At 56.2% G+C, this 15,610-nt stretch carries 13 protein-coding genes; 6 read left to right on the forward strand and 7 right to left on the reverse strand.

Going from position 1 to position 15,610, the window contains the following annotated elements:
* Positions 1-162: 162 nt before the first annotated feature.
* The 4 genes from B9Q17_RS15290 to B9Q17_RS15305 are packed head-to-tail and all read left to right on the forward strand — an operon-like array spanning position 163 to position 4,138.
* A complete protein-coding gene (locus B9Q17_RS15290; RefSeq protein ID WP_094625866.1) occupies positions 163-1,269 on the forward strand; it encodes a polyamine ABC transporter substrate-binding protein in 1,107 nt (368 codons plus the stop codon).
* Positions 1,270-1,277: 8 nt separating this feature from the next.
* Positions 1,278-2,390: a polyamine ABC transporter ATP-binding protein gene (potA, locus tag B9Q17_RS15295; protein ID WP_425268631.1), complete on the forward strand. Its 1,113-nt coding sequence runs from the start codon at positions 1,278-1,280 to the stop codon at positions 2,388-2,390.
* A 4-nt stretch (positions 2,391-2,394) separates the two neighbouring features.
* Positions 2,395-3,324, forward strand: a complete 930-nt coding sequence (locus B9Q17_RS15300) for an ABC transporter permease subunit (RefSeq protein WP_094625868.1) — start codon at positions 2,395-2,397, stop codon at positions 3,322-3,324.
* Complete coding sequence (locus tag B9Q17_RS15305) at positions 3,317-4,138, forward strand: ABC transporter permease subunit (RefSeq protein WP_094625869.1); 822 nt, start codon at positions 3,317-3,319, stop codon at positions 4,136-4,138. The genes B9Q17_RS15300 and B9Q17_RS15305 overlap by 8 nt, the downstream gene beginning before the upstream one ends.
* A gap of 68 nt (positions 4,139-4,206) precedes the next feature.
* Here B9Q17_RS15305 and B9Q17_RS15310 read toward each other — a convergent pair whose 3' ends face one another.
* The 3 genes from B9Q17_RS15310 to B9Q17_RS15320 all read right to left on the reverse strand — a co-directional run bounded on the left by B9Q17_RS15310 (position 4,207) and on the right by B9Q17_RS15320 (position 7,774).
* Complete coding sequence (locus B9Q17_RS15310; protein ID WP_094625870.1) at positions 4,207-5,250, reverse strand: proline racemase family protein; 1,044 nt, start codon at positions 5,248-5,250, stop codon at positions 4,207-4,209.
* A complete protein-coding gene (locus B9Q17_RS15315) occupies positions 5,247-6,398 on the reverse strand; it encodes an alcohol dehydrogenase catalytic domain-containing protein (RefSeq protein ID WP_094625871.1) in 1,152 nt (383 codons plus the stop codon). The genes B9Q17_RS15310 and B9Q17_RS15315 overlap by 4 nt, the downstream gene beginning before the upstream one ends.
* Positions 6,399-6,670: 272 nt before the next feature.
* Positions 6,671-7,774, reverse strand: coding sequence for an AI-2E family transporter (locus B9Q17_RS15320; RefSeq protein ID WP_094625872.1), 1,104 nt, complete (start codon positions 7,772-7,774; stop codon positions 6,671-6,673).
* A 174-nt stretch (positions 7,775-7,948) separates the two neighbouring features.
* Between B9Q17_RS15320 and B9Q17_RS15325 the strand changes: the two genes are divergently transcribed.
* The gene (locus B9Q17_RS15325; RefSeq protein ID WP_094625873.1) at positions 7,949-8,320 is read left to right on the forward strand and encodes a thiol-disulfide oxidoreductase DCC family protein; all 372 of its coding nucleotides are present in this window, start codon (positions 7,949-7,951) and stop codon (positions 8,318-8,320) included.
* 24 nt (positions 8,321-8,344) lie between these two features.
* On the opposite strand, the gene B9Q17_RS15330 is transcribed toward B9Q17_RS15325, so the two are convergent.
* Complete coding sequence (locus tag B9Q17_RS15330) at positions 8,345-9,043, reverse strand: DUF3592 domain-containing protein (protein WP_094625874.1); 699 nt, start codon at positions 9,041-9,043, stop codon at positions 8,345-8,347.
* Between the two features lie 69 nt (positions 9,044-9,112).
* Between B9Q17_RS15330 and B9Q17_RS15335 the strand changes: the two genes are divergently transcribed.
* Positions 9,113-10,198 (forward strand): formylglycine-generating enzyme family protein, encoded by a 1,086-nt coding sequence (locus B9Q17_RS15335; RefSeq protein ID WP_244177410.1) that lies wholly within the window; start codon positions 9,113-9,115, stop codon positions 10,196-10,198.
* Here B9Q17_RS15335 and B9Q17_RS15340 read toward each other — a convergent pair.
* The 3 genes from B9Q17_RS15340 to B9Q17_RS15350 form a co-directional block, all read right to left on the reverse strand.
* A complete protein-coding gene (locus B9Q17_RS15340; RefSeq protein WP_094625875.1) occupies positions 10,186-12,696 on the reverse strand; it encodes a LysM peptidoglycan-binding domain-containing protein in 2,511 nt (836 codons plus the stop codon). The two genes, B9Q17_RS15335 and B9Q17_RS15340, sit on opposite strands and share 13 nt — an antisense overlap.
* Entirely contained in the window at positions 12,680-13,549 is an 870-nt protein-coding gene (locus B9Q17_RS15345) for a DUF4123 domain-containing protein (RefSeq protein ID WP_167373035.1), read from the reverse strand. The genes B9Q17_RS15340 and B9Q17_RS15345 overlap by 17 nt, the downstream gene beginning before the upstream one ends.
* A partial coding sequence (locus tag B9Q17_RS15350; RefSeq protein ID WP_094625877.1) for a type VI secretion system Vgr family protein occupies positions 13,518-15,610 on the reverse strand: 2,093 nt, incomplete at its 5' end. The genes B9Q17_RS15350 and B9Q17_RS15345, both read right to left, overlap by 32 nt.

Raw genomic sequence — 15,610 nt, forward strand, 5'->3', positions numbered from 1 at the left:
TCCCCGCTACGTTTCGGGGCGTACGCACAACCCCCGATCCCGCCAGTGAAATTTATGTAGCGCACACCCCCACATCGTGTTAAAAATCGCTCGGATCCCACCAGAACCGCGTGTGTCCTGCACGCTTTGTATCCATCCCTTTTCAGTGAGGGACACCATCCAATGTTGAAGTTGTGTAAGCCACAGGCGCTTGCCGCCGCTGTTGCTATGTCTCTGGGTGCCTCTTCGGTTGTTGCAGCCGAGGAAGTGCGTGTCTACAACTGGTCTGACTACATCGCCGAGGACACCCTGGCGAAGTTCACCGAAGAAACCGGCATCAAGGTTGTCTACGACGTGTACGACAGCAACGAGGTGCTGGAAGCTGCCCTGTTGTCTGGCCGTTCCGGTTATGACCTGGTGGTGCCTTCCAACCACTACGTGGCCAAGCAGATTTCTGCCAAGGCTTTCGTGGCGCTGGATCACAGCAAGCTGCCGAACATGGCCAACCTGAACCCGGATCTGATGGACGATCTGGAAAAGGTTGACCCGGGTAGCCAGTTCTCCCTGCCGTACCTGTGGGGCACCAACGGCTATGGCTACAACGAAGGCCGTACCCAGACCATCCTGGGCGACAGCGCCCCGACCGACTCCTGGGCCCTGGTGTTTGATCCCGAAGTGACCGGCAAACTCGCCGCCGGTGGATGTGGCATTGCCATGCTCGATTCCGGCGAAGAGATGGTTCGTGCCGCCATGGCCTACATTGGCCTGGACCCGAACAGCAACAACGCCGACGACATCAAGAAAGGCGGTGAAGTGATCAAGGCGGTACGCCCGAACATCACCTACTTCCATTCATCCCGTTACATTGGCGACCTGGCCAACGGTGACCTGTGCGTGGCCGCCGGTTATTCCGGTGACATCCTGCAGGCCGCTGCCCGTGCTGAAGAAGCCGAGAACGGTAACGTCATCCGCTACACCATCCCCAAAGAGGGCGCGGTGCTGTGGTTCGACATGATGACCATTCCGGCCGGCGCGCCGAACGTGGAAAATGCCCACAAGCTGATGAATTTCCTGATGCGCCCGGAGATCATCGCCGATGTGACCAACTACGTGTGGTACGCCAACCCGAACAAGGCGGCCGATGAATTTGTCGATCCGGAAATCCTGAGCGACACCAGCATCTACCCCACCGACGAGGTGATGAAGAAGCTGTACATCATGGAAGGTCGGCCTCAGGACGCCCAGCGCCTGATGACCCGTACCTGGACCAGCGTGAAATCCGGTCGCTGACGGTGGCCGTGATCAACAATACCTCCGCGCAAGCGGAGGTGCTCCTCAGCATCAAGGGTATTTCCAAGAGCTTCGACAGCACCCTGGCGGTGGACGACGTGAGCCTGGACATCCACAAGGGCGAGATCTTCGCCCTGCTGGGTGGCTCCGGCTCTGGCAAGTCCACCCTGCTGCGCATGCTGGCAGGCTTTGAAACCCCGGATTCCGGTCGCATCGTGCTGGACGGCCAGGACATCACTGCCCTGCCCCCATATCTGCGGCCCACCAACATGATGTTCCAGTCCTATGCCCTGTTCCCCCATATGACGGTGGAGCAGAACATTGCTATGGGCCTGAAGCAGGACAAGCTGCCGAAAAGCGAAATCGCCGACCGGGTGGCGGCCATGCTCAAGCTGGTGAAAATGGAAGCCTACGGCAAACGCCGGCCACAGCAATTGTCTGGCGGCCAGCAGCAACGTGTGGCCCTGGCCCGCTCCCTGGCCAAGCGGCCAAAGCTGTTGTTGCTGGACGAGCCCATGGGCGCGCTGGACAAGAAACTGCGCACGGAAATGCAGCTGGAGCTGGTGGACATTCTGGAGAAAGTGGGCGTGACCTGCCTGATGGTGACCCACGACCAGGAAGAAGCCATGACCATGGCCAGCCGCATTGCCATCATGTCTTACGGCCGGATTGCCCAGGTGGGCTCGCCCATTGATATCTATGAGAGCCCGAACAGCCGCATGACGGCGGAGTTCATCGGCTCGGTGAATATCTTCGAGGCGAACATCCTGGAAGACAACTCCGACAGCATCTCGCTGACCAGCGACCTGCTGGACGCACCGGTGTTTATCGACCGGGGTGTGACCACGCCCGCGGAAACCACAGAAACCCTGATCGCCCTGCGCCCGGAGAAGATCTACCTGACTACCGAGAAACCCGAGGGCGACACCAACTGGAGCTGCGGCACGGTAGACAACATTGCCTATCTTGGCGACATCACGTCTTACTACGTGAAGCTGGCCAGTGGTAAGCGGGTACAGGCCACCATGGCCAACGTGGAACGCCGGGGTGAGCGGCCTACCTGGGGTGACCGGGTGTATGTGTCCTGGGAAGCCTCCAGCCCTATCCTGCTCTGGAACTGACGCCATGACCAAGAAGCTTCTGGCAACCCCTCTTGCTGAGCGGGTGCGTGCGGTGGTATTCCATCGCCGGGTGGTGTTTGGCGTGCCGTTCGCCTGGCTGCTGCTGTTCTTCCTGCTGCCATTCGCGCTGGTACTGAAGATCAGCCTGACCTCGGCGGTGATGGCGATTCCGCCTTACGAGCCCGTGTTCCGGTGGGTGGATAACACCCTGTCGGTGGTGGTCAACTTTGGCAATTACCTGTTCCTGGCCTCCGACAGCCTGTATATCGCCGCCTACTGGGGCTCGGTAAAAACCGCCTTCCTGGCCACCCTGTTCTGCCTGCTGATCGGTTACCCCATGGCCTACGCCATGGCCCGGGCGCCCAAGCACTGGCAATTGGTGTTCCTGCTGATGGTGATGCTGCCGTCCTGGACCTCGTTCCTGATTCGCGTGTACGCCTGGATGGGCATTCTGGGAAACCAGGGGCTGCTGAACAGCTTTCTGATGTGGCTGGGGCTGATCGACTCACCCCTGAAGATGCTGAACACCAACTTTGCGGTGATTCTGGGCATTGTCTACGCCTACCTGCCGTTCATGATCCTGCCCATCTACACCAACCTGGTGAAGCTGGACGTGCGCCTGCTGGAAGCGGCGTCGGATCTTGGCTGCCGTAGCCTGACTACTTTCTGGGCGATCACTTTGCCCCTGTCCAAGGCCGGCATCCTGGCCGGCTCCATGCTGGTATTCATTCCGGCGGTGGGCGAGTTTGTGATTCCGGAACTGCTGGGCGGGCCGGATACCCTGATGATCGGCAAGGTGCTGTGGGAAGAGTTTTTCAACAATCGCGACTGGCCGGTGGCCTCTGCGCTGGCGATTGTCATGCTGGCGCTGCTGTTGATTCCGATTGTGCTGTTCCACCGCTTCCAGGCTCGGGAGATGGAAAAGAATGGTTAAGCTGAAAGCCCCCGGCTTCTCAAAGTCCATGCTGGCGCTGGGCATGCTGTTCCTGTACCTGCCGATGGTGGTGCTGATCGTTTACTCGTTCAACACCTCCCGGCTGGTGTCTGTGTGGGCCGGCTTCTCCACCAAGTGGTACGGCGCGCTGTTTGCCAATGAGCAGATTCTGTCTGCCGTGTGGATGAGCCTGCGCATTGCCTTCTATTCTGCCAGCATGGCGGTGTGCCTGGGCACCCTTTGTGCCTTTGTGATTACCCGGTTCAAGAAGATGCGTGGCCGCACCCTGCTGTCCAGCATGATCACGGCGCCGCTGGTGATGCCGGAAGTGATCACCGGCCTGTCGCTGTTGCTGCTGTTTGTGCAGATGGCGCAACTGATCGGCTGGCCGGTGGACCGTGGCATGGCGACGATCTGGATTGCCCACACCACTTTCTGCAGTGCTTATGTGGCGGTGGTGGTGAGTGCGCGCTTGCGGGAGGTGGATTTGTCCATTGAGGAGGCGGCCATGGATCTGGGCTGTACGCCGCTGAAGACTTTCTTTGTGATTACGCTGCCGGTGATTGCGCCGGCGTTGGTGTCGGGGTGGTTGCTGGCGTTTACTTTGTCGCTGGATGATCTGGTGATTGCCAGCTTTGTGTCCGGGCCGGGAGCGACGACGTTGCCGATGGTGGTGTTTTCGTCTGTGCGGATGGGGGTGTCGCCGGAGATTAATGCGTTGGCTACTTTGATTATTGCGGCGGTTTCGGTGATTGCCTTCATCGCCTGGTTCTGGATGCGGCGGGCGGAGAAGCGGCGGTTGCGGCCTCGGTGAGTGGCTGGCTCGGGGTCAGGCTTGGGCTCCTATCCGTTTGGTTGTGGGGGCGGGATAGGTTCTGCAGGTTAAGGCACATCTTCTGATTTGAGGATGTGAGTCAGGCCGTTGCATTCCACCATGGGGTCGTCGCAGTTCACTACGATGTCGGACTTTGCGATGACGTAGGCTTTGCCGGTTATGTTGTTTTTGACCACCTGGTATTTCCCTGCCTTTTCCACTTCGGTGAATTCTCCGATGAAGCCGGTTTCCCTCAGGGATATGGTTTCGAGTTTGTCGCCGGGTTTGATTTGGCCCTCGTGGTTCATTAACGCCAGTCTTGCGGAGGTTCCGGTGCCGGTGGTGCTTCGGCAGATGACGCCGGGGTGGACGTAGGTTGCTGAGCGGGAGCGGTAGTAGCCTTCGGCTATTTGTTCTACCGGGCCCATGAAGTGGAGGAACGGGAGGGGGCCTACGTCGCCCAGGGTGTAGTGGGAGAAGCCTCTTTCGGCCTGGATGGCTTCGACGATGGCGTGGGCGGTTTGGGCTAGTTGGTGCTCTTCGTCCAGGGTGAGGTCGAAGCCGAGGGATTTGGCGTCTACCAGGGCGTAGAAGCCGCCGCTGTAGGCGACGCTGTAGTTGACCTTGCCGATGCCGGGTACGTTGATGCTGGCGTTGTGGGTGTGGATGTAGCTGGGCAGGCCTTCGCAGGTTATGGCTTCTACTACGCCGTTGTGCACGGTGGCTTCTATGTTTACCAGGCCGGCTGGGGATTCGAGCTTGAAGTGTTGCTTGCCTTCCTGTTTGGGGACTATGCCGGTTTCCAGTACGGCGGTGGCGGTGCAGATGGTGTTGGAGCCGGAGTAGATGGGGTAGCCCATGACTTCCATGATGATGTAACCGGCGGCGGCTTCGGGGTTGGTGGCGGGTACCAGCAGGTCTACGGACATTTCGGGGATGCCATAGGGTTCTTCCAGCAGCAACCGTCGCAGGCCGTCGGCGTCGTCGCGCAGGTATTCCATCTGGGCCCTTACCGTATTTCCCGGCAAGTCGATGATGCCGCCGGTGACGATTCGGCTGACGTCACCGGCGGCATGGGTATCCATCAGTTGAATGGTGAGTTCAGGTTTCATCCGCCCGCCTCCACGGCGAAGGGTTGTCCGTGTTCCAGCCACTGAGCATCCGGGACAATGACGATCTTGCCCAGGTAGTTGCTGCCACGGTTCACGAAGTACTCTTCAGCTTTGTGCAGGTCAGACAGTTTGAACGCGCCGTGCAGGACGGGTTTGAGCTGGCCATCGCGTATCCAGGTCATCAACTGGTTTGCTTCTTCCCGGGTGCCGTGAGACACGCCGAAGATCTGCACCTGGTACAGGTAGATTCGGGTCCACAGGATTTCGCTGATGTTGCCGCCACTGGCGCCGGCGATGCTCAGGCGCGGGTAGGTGCTTCGGGCGTTCATGTCGAAGATCATGGCGTCGATGAATTTGTCGGTCATTTCGCCGCCTACCAGGTCCATCACTGCGTCCAGGGGTTTGCCATCCGTTTCGGCCTTCACCCGGTCGACGAAGGTGTCCATGTTGCTGCGATCCAGCACCGCTTCGGCGCCAAGATCGAGCAGTGCTTTTGCCTTGCCTTTCTGGCTCAGTGCGTAGGGAATGGCACCGATAATCCGGCAGAGCTGGATCAGGGCCGTGCCCACACCGCCGCTGGCACCCGTGACCAGAACCCGTTCGCCCGCCTGCACGTTGGCAGAAGTGAGCATGTGGTAGGCGGTCTGGTAGGAGCACATGCCCATGGCCGCCAGCTCGGCATCGGCCAGTTCCGGGTTGGGGATATGGTGAAACTGGTCAGACGGCAGGACGACGTATTCGGCGTAGCCGCCATCGGCGCCATGGCCGTAGTAGTCCGGGGTGAGATTGATGTCGGTGCGGTCGTTGGCGTAGATGTTGAAGTCCAGCAGGCCTCGCTCCCCGATACGTTGTTCGCTGACGCCCTCACCCAATGCGACTACACGGCCTACGATGTCGGCGCCTTGTATGCGCGGGAAGGTTAGCGTGGGTTTGCCGCCCATCTGGAATGAGGTCATTTCGCCTTTTTTGGTGGGGTATAAACCTTCACGGGCTTTGCGGTCTGTGTTGTTCTTGGCGGTGGCGGTTACCTGGACCAGGACCTGGCCGGCTGCTGGTCTGGGCACCGGAACATCCTGGTATTCAAGCTTTTCCAGGCCGCCATGGCCGGTGAGGACCATGGCTTTCATGGTGGGCGGGATGTCGGGCATTGAATTCTTCCTGCGTTGGTGAATTCTTTGATTCACTGAGCATAGGAAAGATCTGGCTTTGTGTCAGGGAACGTGATGAGTTTGGCTTGGGCTCCCATCCTTCTGGTTGTGGGGGCGGGCTGGGAGGTGGGGCGTGTTTTTCTTCTGGAAAAAATAACTCGCTTCGCTCAGACATCTTTTTTTCTGCCAGAAAAACACGCCCCACCTCCCGCCGGCAGAACCTTGTTGGAAAGGAAGCTCAGTTCGTGATCGAGCGCTGTGTTTTAGACGGCTTATCGAGCAATTACTTTGTACACCGGACGCAGTCTCGGGATTTGTTTTAGGATCACTTGAATTACTGTCATCAGGGGGACGGCCAGCAGTACGCCTACCGGGCCCCAGAGCCAGCCCCAGAAGAAGATGGATACGAAGATGATGACGGGGTTGATGGCCATGCGGAATCCGTGGATCCAGGGTTCCAGGAAGAAGCCGACGATGGTGGTGAGCAGGATGAAGCTTAGCGGTGCCAGTGCCATCATCCAGACGGTGTCCAGGGTTAGTGCCGACACTAGCGCCAGTAGCGCGATGGTGAGCATGTTGCCGAGATAGGGAATAAACCGTGCAAGGCCGGCGATCAGGCCCCATACGGCCGGGTCCGGCAGGCCGATGGCCCAGCAGGTGAGCCCGGTGATCAGGCCTACCGAGAGGTTGCTCAGGCCCAACACGGCCAGGTACTGGGCGATCTGGTGTTGGGAGTCGTGGGTAATTCTGAGCACGGTTTTGCGCTGGGATCTGGGGATTTGCCGCACGAAGTTGCGGATCAACCTGTCGCCGCTGACCAGCAGAAAGTAGGTCAACGCCAACGCCAGCGCCAGGCCGGCCAGGCCGTTGCGGGCCTTTGTCATCAGCTGGCTGCGCCAGGAATCGGTCTGCAGCACGACCGTTGTGGGCTTGTCGCTGTCACCTTCGGCCGATAATCCCTCTACAGATTTTTCCACCTGCTCTGCAGAACGGGTGACTTTGTCCAGTTGCCGCATAATCTCGCTGTCGCCCACCAACAGGCGTGACAAACCTTGCGGGGCCCGTTCGGCCCATTCCAGCGCCGGTGCCGTTACAGCAACCCCCAAGCCGACAATGCCGGCCAGCACCACAAGCACCAGTACAAGCGAGCTCACCACCCGAGGAACATGCCATTTCAACCGGGCTTTTTTCACCAGGGGCGACAACAACAAGCTGGTGAGCACGGCGAGAATGATCGGCAGAACAATCTGGTGGGCCAGGTACAAGGTGTACAGAATCCCCAGCGTGAACAGGCCGTAGATGGGAGTGGACAACTCGGCAAGCGCTGACGCTTTTTTGTCTTCCGGAGCGGTCTGGTCGGGCTTCTGGTCTTCCATGTGCAAGTCTGGCCTGGTAAGTGTTTACACAGAAGCCTGCGCTTCCGCAAAGACACCAGTGTAGCGTTTCGAACAAGTGGCTGCATTATCAGGGCATTACAAACGCCACGGCGCTGAACCATCAGCCACTCGGCTCGTATAGTTAACAAATGCCACCGGATAACCAGAACCTGCATGAACCCAAAATACGACACATTGTTCTACGACGGCAGCTGCCCGCTCTGCGCAAAGGAAATCCGCACCCTGCGCCGGCTGCAGCGTGGGCAACTCATCTTCGCAGACATTCACGAGCAACCGGAAGGCAGCCCCCAACTGCCCTCCCATGAAGACCTCCTCCGCCGCCTGCATTTGATGACCTGGACCGGCGAATGGGTAACCGGGCTGCACGCCAACGTGCGGGCCTGGAGCCATGCGCCGTTTGGGCGGCTGTTCAAACCGCTGTTGTGGCCGGTGATCTATCCCATTGCCAGGCGGGTTTATGAGAGCTGGGCTGACCGGCGGTATGAGCGGAAGTATGTTTGTGCTTTGGGGGTAAAGAAAACGTAGCCTCCGCGTGCAGCCTGACGCCTCTTAACCCGCCAGCTTTGGAAGAAAAGACGTATCAACCCAGTAGCGTTTCAGGTTGCTCTCATCCACCAGCACGGGCACCGTGTCCCGTTCGATGTGGTTACTGGGATCAAACCACAGGTTATCACTGCGAAACACGTGTAAGTCACCGGTTTGGGGATGCTGCCACTGACAGACGATTCGGAACGGGTTACGGCCGTTAACCGTGAGGCTTGTGTTCTGCTCGACCGATGAAAATTTCGCGAGTACTTCGGTGCCCTTGTCTTTCAGATAGGCAGTTGATCGGACCTTCATCCAGCTATAAACCAACATTCCGGCCCCAATGGCTCCGAAAACCAGTCCCAAGCAACCAAGGATGATCGGCAGCCCCCACAGGGAGAAGAAGGTGTTAATTCTGGCACTTTCAGGAGTTGTTGACTCATACAGCACAGACACTGTTTCACCACGACTGAAAGCTGGGGGATTGGAACCAGAACGTGACCGGAACTCTACCTCCCGACCATTCGCGTCTTCGAAGACCAGCACAGGATAAAACGTTGTCGAATCGCTTGAGCGGGACCGCTCAAGGTCGATTACCGTACCAACAGTTTCAGATGCACGCTCAATGAACTTGGAGGTGTTTATATAGCTCATCATTGCGCCGATAAGCAGCCCCGCACCAATGAGGGTGAAGACGTCTTTGAGGATTCTCAGGGTTTTCAATGTATCTCTCCTTGAACTGAATTTTCTTCCATGCGGTGTATCCCCGTCCTGTTAACTACAGGAATGGACATGCTTAGCAGCCGGCATTATATCGCGACAGGAGTGGGAGAAAGGTACGATTCCGCGAAATTGGGAAATCAGTCACCCATTCTTTTTTTCTGGCAGGCGATAGCTGGTATTATCGCTGCCAACATGGATTGTAAACCGCTGCAAGGAGCACAAATGCGCAATCTGCTCTCATCGTCCGTTATCGTTGCTTTCTTCGCTGGTTGTACTTCGGTTACCAGTGAGAGGCTCAACAATGCTCAGATTGAAGCCATTCAGGGCCGCGTTGAAGAACGCCACCCAAACCTTTCTTCCTCTCAACAAACCGCAATTACAGAACTGGTTGTACGGGCTGTAGACAATATGGTTTTTGTGGAAGGTGGAAGCTTCATGATGGGGGAGTTTGGGGTGCCCTGTGAGCCTGGATCCACGGAACTCTGCAACGCCGATTTCTCGCCAGACAACGATTATGCCCACAAGGTAACCTTAGACGACTACTATCTGTCCAAGTTCGAAACTACGCTTAGTGACTTTGACTTGTATCGCGAAATTATGGGCAGAACGCCTTACGCACCAGAGTTAAGGGCGAGAGAGGATCGACAGCACTTGTTTCAGCTGGATCTCCCGGCATGGACAAAAACTTGGCAAGAAGCCAAGGACTATTGTGTCTGGCTGGGTGAACTGGCGAACAGACCGTTCAATCTACCCTCGGAAGCGCAATGGGAGTTCGCGGCCAGAAACCGTGGAAAGAACGTGCTCTATGCCACGAATAATGGTGAGTACACACCAGGGGTAAATACTCCGCCCGACGATGGTCCAGCTAAAATGCGCCCGGTCGACAGCTTTCCCCCCAACCCTCTAGGCATCCACAACCTGACGTCCAACAGTGCGGAGTGGACGCTAGACTGGTACTCCGAGACTTACTATCAAGAAAGTCCGGAAATGAACCCGACCGGTCCCTCAACCGGAGAGACAAAAGTTATTCGCTCAGGAGGTTACAGAACTGCCAGTCCCAATAAGACCACCATACTGAGGGACCATGTAAATCCTGTAGAAGAGCACTATTACGAATCTTTGGGTTTCCGTTGCGGTCAAACTCACACAAGATGACTTGTATGAGTTTGATTAAGCATATCTAAACGAGCTACCAGTCTATTGATTTTCTGGTTGATAGGTATTGGAGACCAAGCCAATTTCAATGATTGCCTGGTCGGTTTTATAGCCAAATCTGAAAGAATCCAGTTTTGAAATTGCGACAACTGACTATCGGTGCTTCCATCATCCAGAATGGCAGTCAATTTTCTCAAACTATCCATGGGGTCGACTTTTTCACCACCCTCAGACATGTGCTCAAGCGTTTCGAAAAATTTTCGCCATGTCCGGATCTGCGAGACCAGAATAAGAAGGGCTGTTTCCTGTTTTTCTTCCCAGCTATCAATAAACGTCTCACACAGAGTCGACATCATCATACCCAGAGTTTCAGGGGGTAATTGATGATAAGGCAATCCATTAAACGCTAGGTCCTCAAGTTTTTCCTTACCTTTTGCCCCGTCTATGATGTTGTTGGCCAGCGATTCTGCAGCAACTTTTCTCTCCGATCTCGCCGCCCAAATGCGATTAAACACATAAGCCGGGCTACTCAACAGTTCAATCAAATCTGTGGCACTTTCAGAGAAGGAAAGGTAAAGCGATCGCGCCCATTGATGGAACAGCTCCGCTTGTATATTGGACAGATATTGATAGTCCACTTCCGATAACACTTCAAAAATAGTCTTAGCGAGGTTCCACACCTTATCGGCGCCGATTTCACAGCCAAAAGAACCACTGGCGCCTGGCCCAAAGACTAATCGACCTTTACAGACAAAATAGATCTTATCCGCCAAGAAACGAAGCTCAAAATCAAACCCCGCGCCGGCTCCGACTGCGAGCGTCCCGCCGATAGAGATATTGAACAAGTCTTGCCAATCTGCGTTCTTCCGATATTGCTCCTCGGGATGAACCCAGCTGAACTTGCCTGCTATCGCACCTCCAGCTTCAGCACCGGCAAAAGCGTCACCCGTGACGGCCAATCCTGCATTCGGACTTGCTTCGACCTTTTTGTTTTCCGACAACAGAAACGAGGCCGCTCCGGAAGATAACCTTACGTTAGCTTCACCACTGGCTCGACCACCAGCAAAACAATTCAGGGTAATGTCACCGGAAAAACGGAAAGCACCAAACGCCAGATCAGCTAACTCGCCGCTACGATTACGATACGTAAACCGACAATCCCACCCGGCTTCATTCGGGACAAACACCTCCGCCAGCTTTGCCTCGGCTTCAATCAATGCCAGTGACGCGCTGGCCTTGGTCCCGATATCGATTTCCCCTTCACTGAGGTTAAAAGCATTAACGCCGGCACTGGCTTGCATGGCGAAACGCATCAAGTGGGCTTCTGCGCTAACTTGGAAACTATTTTCTACAGATGTCTCTCCTTCATCCCCTGATGTCCAGGTTAACTTCGAGTGCTCTTCCCCCAACAAATAGAAATCATCACTAGCCTCAGCAAACTTCACTTCAATATTACCCAATGGGCTTTTTGCAGCGTCTGCTGATATGCCATCGCGGATCTGGCCAAACAGTGCCTTTGCGGTGCCGGTTCGATCTCGCAGCATGTTGGATATTGACTTTGTTTTGCGCACATAGCGAATAGCCCCGTATTCGGTGACCAACCTCCGGTAAGCTTCACGGCGAATGTAATACCAGCGACCCGGTCGGCTGAAAACCATAACTTCGACGATTCCGGTTTCCCGCTTGGTTCTTCTCTGGGAAACAAAGCCCCTCTCTTTACTGTTGCTTCGGGAAGTCAGAAATTCATTTGATGAGATGCCTGTTCCTTTTACACCGGTGGAGGCACTTCCCTTTTCCAGCTTCGCCACTAGTTTATTGCGCTCTTCCCGCAGCATCGCTAGTCGCTTTTCCTTTGCGGCACTCTCAATACTTTCTCGTTTCCCTGCATCCGGTCGGGCAAAGGTCAGGTAATAGTCCGGATCATAGTCGTTATACCATTGAATCTGTTCATCAATAGCGGCGATCTGTGACTGGATTGTTGACGCCTTGGTAACGTTTTCATCTTCACTCGCCTCAGGCTCAGGCTCAATTACCCCCATCTCTGCAGCTTTGTCCATCCAGCGGCGTTTAGGGCTTATTTCACCAGATTCAGGATCATGCACAGCGTCCTGAGCACTTTTGAATTCAGCCATCAGTGCGTCAACTTCATCAATTTCCTTCAGCAGAAAATCAGCCGCATTCTGCGGCAGTGCAACGCACCATTTGCCATCACCGGCTCCGGTAACATGGATGATTTCAGTGTAATCATCTGTGCACTCAGTACACGATGCCTGCCCTTTCGCTTCACTACCAGTTGAACGGGGAGCTCTTAGAACATCAGTTTTTTGAGAACTCTGGCCCATTTCATTTGCCGGAATTATCAACTCCCAACCAACCTGGATATGGTCCTTGTTCGTGACTTCAGGGTTGACTGACTGAAGTCTTCTGACAGTTGTCTGATAGTGGTTGGCGATGGCCGAGAGTGTATCCCCGGCCTGAACTTTATGAGTTGTTTGCATGAGCTTTCTCCGACATGCTTTCCATAGCAATCAGACGGTCTCTTGGCGAGAGATCGTCTCGGGATAACGCTTCCTGATACGGTTCAGAATGATGAAAATCTGCTCCCAACTGGAGCGCCAACCTCAACCAGCGCTCAAGATAGGCCGCACTCAAAAAACCAGCTTTCTGGGCTTCTTCGAGGCAGTTAAACACCCATACAGCGGGCCGCTTCGTGTGGCCTAACGCCTCATCGTAATAAGTGGCATACCCGCTTGCTTCACCCGCCAGCCAATACCGCTCCGAATTCTTGAGTTCTGTGGCGGACACCACTACCTGGCCCGAATCACGCAGTTCATCAGCGGGTTGATTACACCCCTGGCTTTCACGCCAGACATGGCCGTCATGCCAGTACCATTGGCGCCCCACAGCGAGAAAGTTCTGGCAGCTTTGTTTGCTCAAAACACACAACAGCGGAGCAAACATACGCGGCTCATAGAACCTCAGTAGTTGCTGCTTCTTCGGCAGTGACTCAAAGAGCCAACGAGTCAGGTGCTGACGAAGTTCTTCCGCAGAAGAGCCTGAGGTAATCAAGATACCCATAGAAGATGATTCCAGCTGCAATTGCAGCTGTGTGCGAAAACCAGGTGCATCTCTCAAGTCAATAAGAATGGGACCACTTGCCCAGTCAGGCTGCCAGCTTGTTCCCTCAAACAGACTCCACCATTCGATACGTTCACCCACCGTGCCAGAGTAGAGCTGTTCAAGGAGCGTCTCATCGCTAGCCAAGTCCAGGATGGCAAAATCGTAGTTTTCCGGTGCAGTTGTTCTTGGGGCTATCAGCTCAAGTGTGCTGATGTAGTTTGCAGCGTCCATGCTCATCAAACTCGCAGTTGGTTACTGACAGCGCTCCTTCACGAGCGGCTTGTTTAAGCAATGGGGAGCGGAGTTTTGCTCCAGACGCACTGAAGCGCTGGGAGGCCAGTGCCAGCTGGGCATGCTCAACTTTCGGCGAGTGATGTTCAGCAATTAACGCTGGCTTGGCCGGAGTCTGCGCCCCAACCCCACTACCACTCCCCGGCCCACCCCCGGAGTTCATCCGCACCAGCGGCCCTGACACCGTCACCCCGCTCGGGTCCACCTTCACAAAACTGCCGCCCGCATTCAGCGTTACCTCGGCTCCGGCTTCAATCACTATTTTCATACCGGCCTTGTGGTGAATCTCCGTACCGGCTTCCACCAGCTGGTTCTTGCCCTGCTTGCTGTGGTGGCTTCCGTTAACGGTGAGGCTGTAGTCGGCGCCGATGCTTTCCCGTCGTTCGCCTTCGGTGGTGTGGTGGCTATTGCCTTTGGTGTGGCTGAAGCGGTTGTTCTCCACCGTCAGGTGGCTGTCGTTCTTGATGACTTCGGTGCGGTTGTGTTCGGTCAGCAGGTCCAGGTCTTTCTGGGCGTGCACGTAGATTTGTTCTTCGTCCGCTTCGTCTTCAAACCGCAGCTCGTTGCTGCCCTCACCCTTGTGGGTTTTGGTTTTCAGGGTGGTTCTTGTTTTGTGTTCTGGCAGCGCGTACGGCGGTGTGTTGGTGGCTTGGTAGGTGCGGCCGGTAATAATGGGCTGGTCCGGGTCGCCATCCAGGAAGGAAACGATCACTTCGTGGCCGATTCTGGGCAGGGCCATAAAGCCGTATTGGCCACCGGCCCAGCCCTGAGCCACGCGCAGCCAGGCGCTGGAGTGTTCGTCATTTTTTGAGTAGCGGTCCCATGGAAACCGGACTTTGACGCGGCCGTACTGATCGCAGTGGATTTCTTCCCCTTCCGGGCCGGTGACGAGGGCCATCTGGGGGCCGTCCATCATGGGTTTGTGATTGCGGTAGTTGTATAAGGTACGCCAGGTTTTGTCGGCCGGGATAGCGCTGAAATCGTTGTGGTAGCTGGTGGGTTCGCTGCCACCCTCTTCTTCCACCGCCTGGGGCTGTTTGCCGGTGTGGGTGATGGCAGTCAGCAGCCATTCCCGGTTCAGGGTCTGGCTGTCGTGTTCCTGCAATTCCACTTTGGCGCCTGGGGTGAAGTCCGGGCGGTTGCTTTCGCCCTTGGCCAGGGAGGCGTCGTTTCTGAGGGCGTCCAGTCTGGCCTGGGTGAAGGGCTGGCCGCTGGCGTCGGCTTTGTAGCGGCCTGGGTAATCGTAGTGTTGATAATCTTCGCGGTGGTTCGGGCTGCCGGCGCTTTGTTCGTGCATCAGGGCGTAGGCCGGATTCTTGAAGGTGTAGTCCTTCGTGGCTACGGAGGAAGCACGCACCCGCTCTTCGTAGGCAAAGCTGAATACGCAGGCTTGCTGGGTGCTGCCTCCGGCTCTGGTGTTGCAGGTCACGGGTTCCAGTTTCGGGGCATCGCCGTGGTGGTCAGCAAGAATCAGTGCTGGTTGTTCTTCACCATCCACGCTGCCGTGCTGGTAGCGGTAGTGCCAGCCTTCTTCGGCGGCCAGTCGTTCCAGGAACTGCAGGTCGGTTTCCCGGTGCTGGACACAGTATTCCCGTTCTTCGGGTGGGCGTTTGAAGTCGAAGATGGAATCAACAATGCCCCGCTCTTCCAGCAAGGTTCGCACAATGGCGTCGGTAGTCTGGGCCTGGAAGATGCGGCTGTTGTGCATCAGGCCCAGACGCCATAACGGCGGCTGGATGACCACTTCATAGCGGGTGCGACGGTGGCCGGTGTTGCCACGAACAAACTCATTCACCACGCCGGTGAAACGGCGCAACGGTTGCCCATCCTGCCAAACCACCAGGTCTACCGGTTGTTCCAGAATGTCGGCAGCGGCCACGTCTGGGTCAGTACTGGCCAACTCTAACCGGCCATGAAACAAGGAAGACAGGTGTTCGGTCAGCGCGAAGCCAACTACCGAAAAGTGATCAGAGGGGAATTCGCCTACACGGGCGGTGAACT

The sequence above is a fragment of the Marinobacter vinifirmus genome (genome assembly GCF_002258215.1).
Lineage (GTDB): Bacteria > Pseudomonadota > Gammaproteobacteria > Pseudomonadales > Oleiphilaceae > Marinobacter > Marinobacter vinifirmus.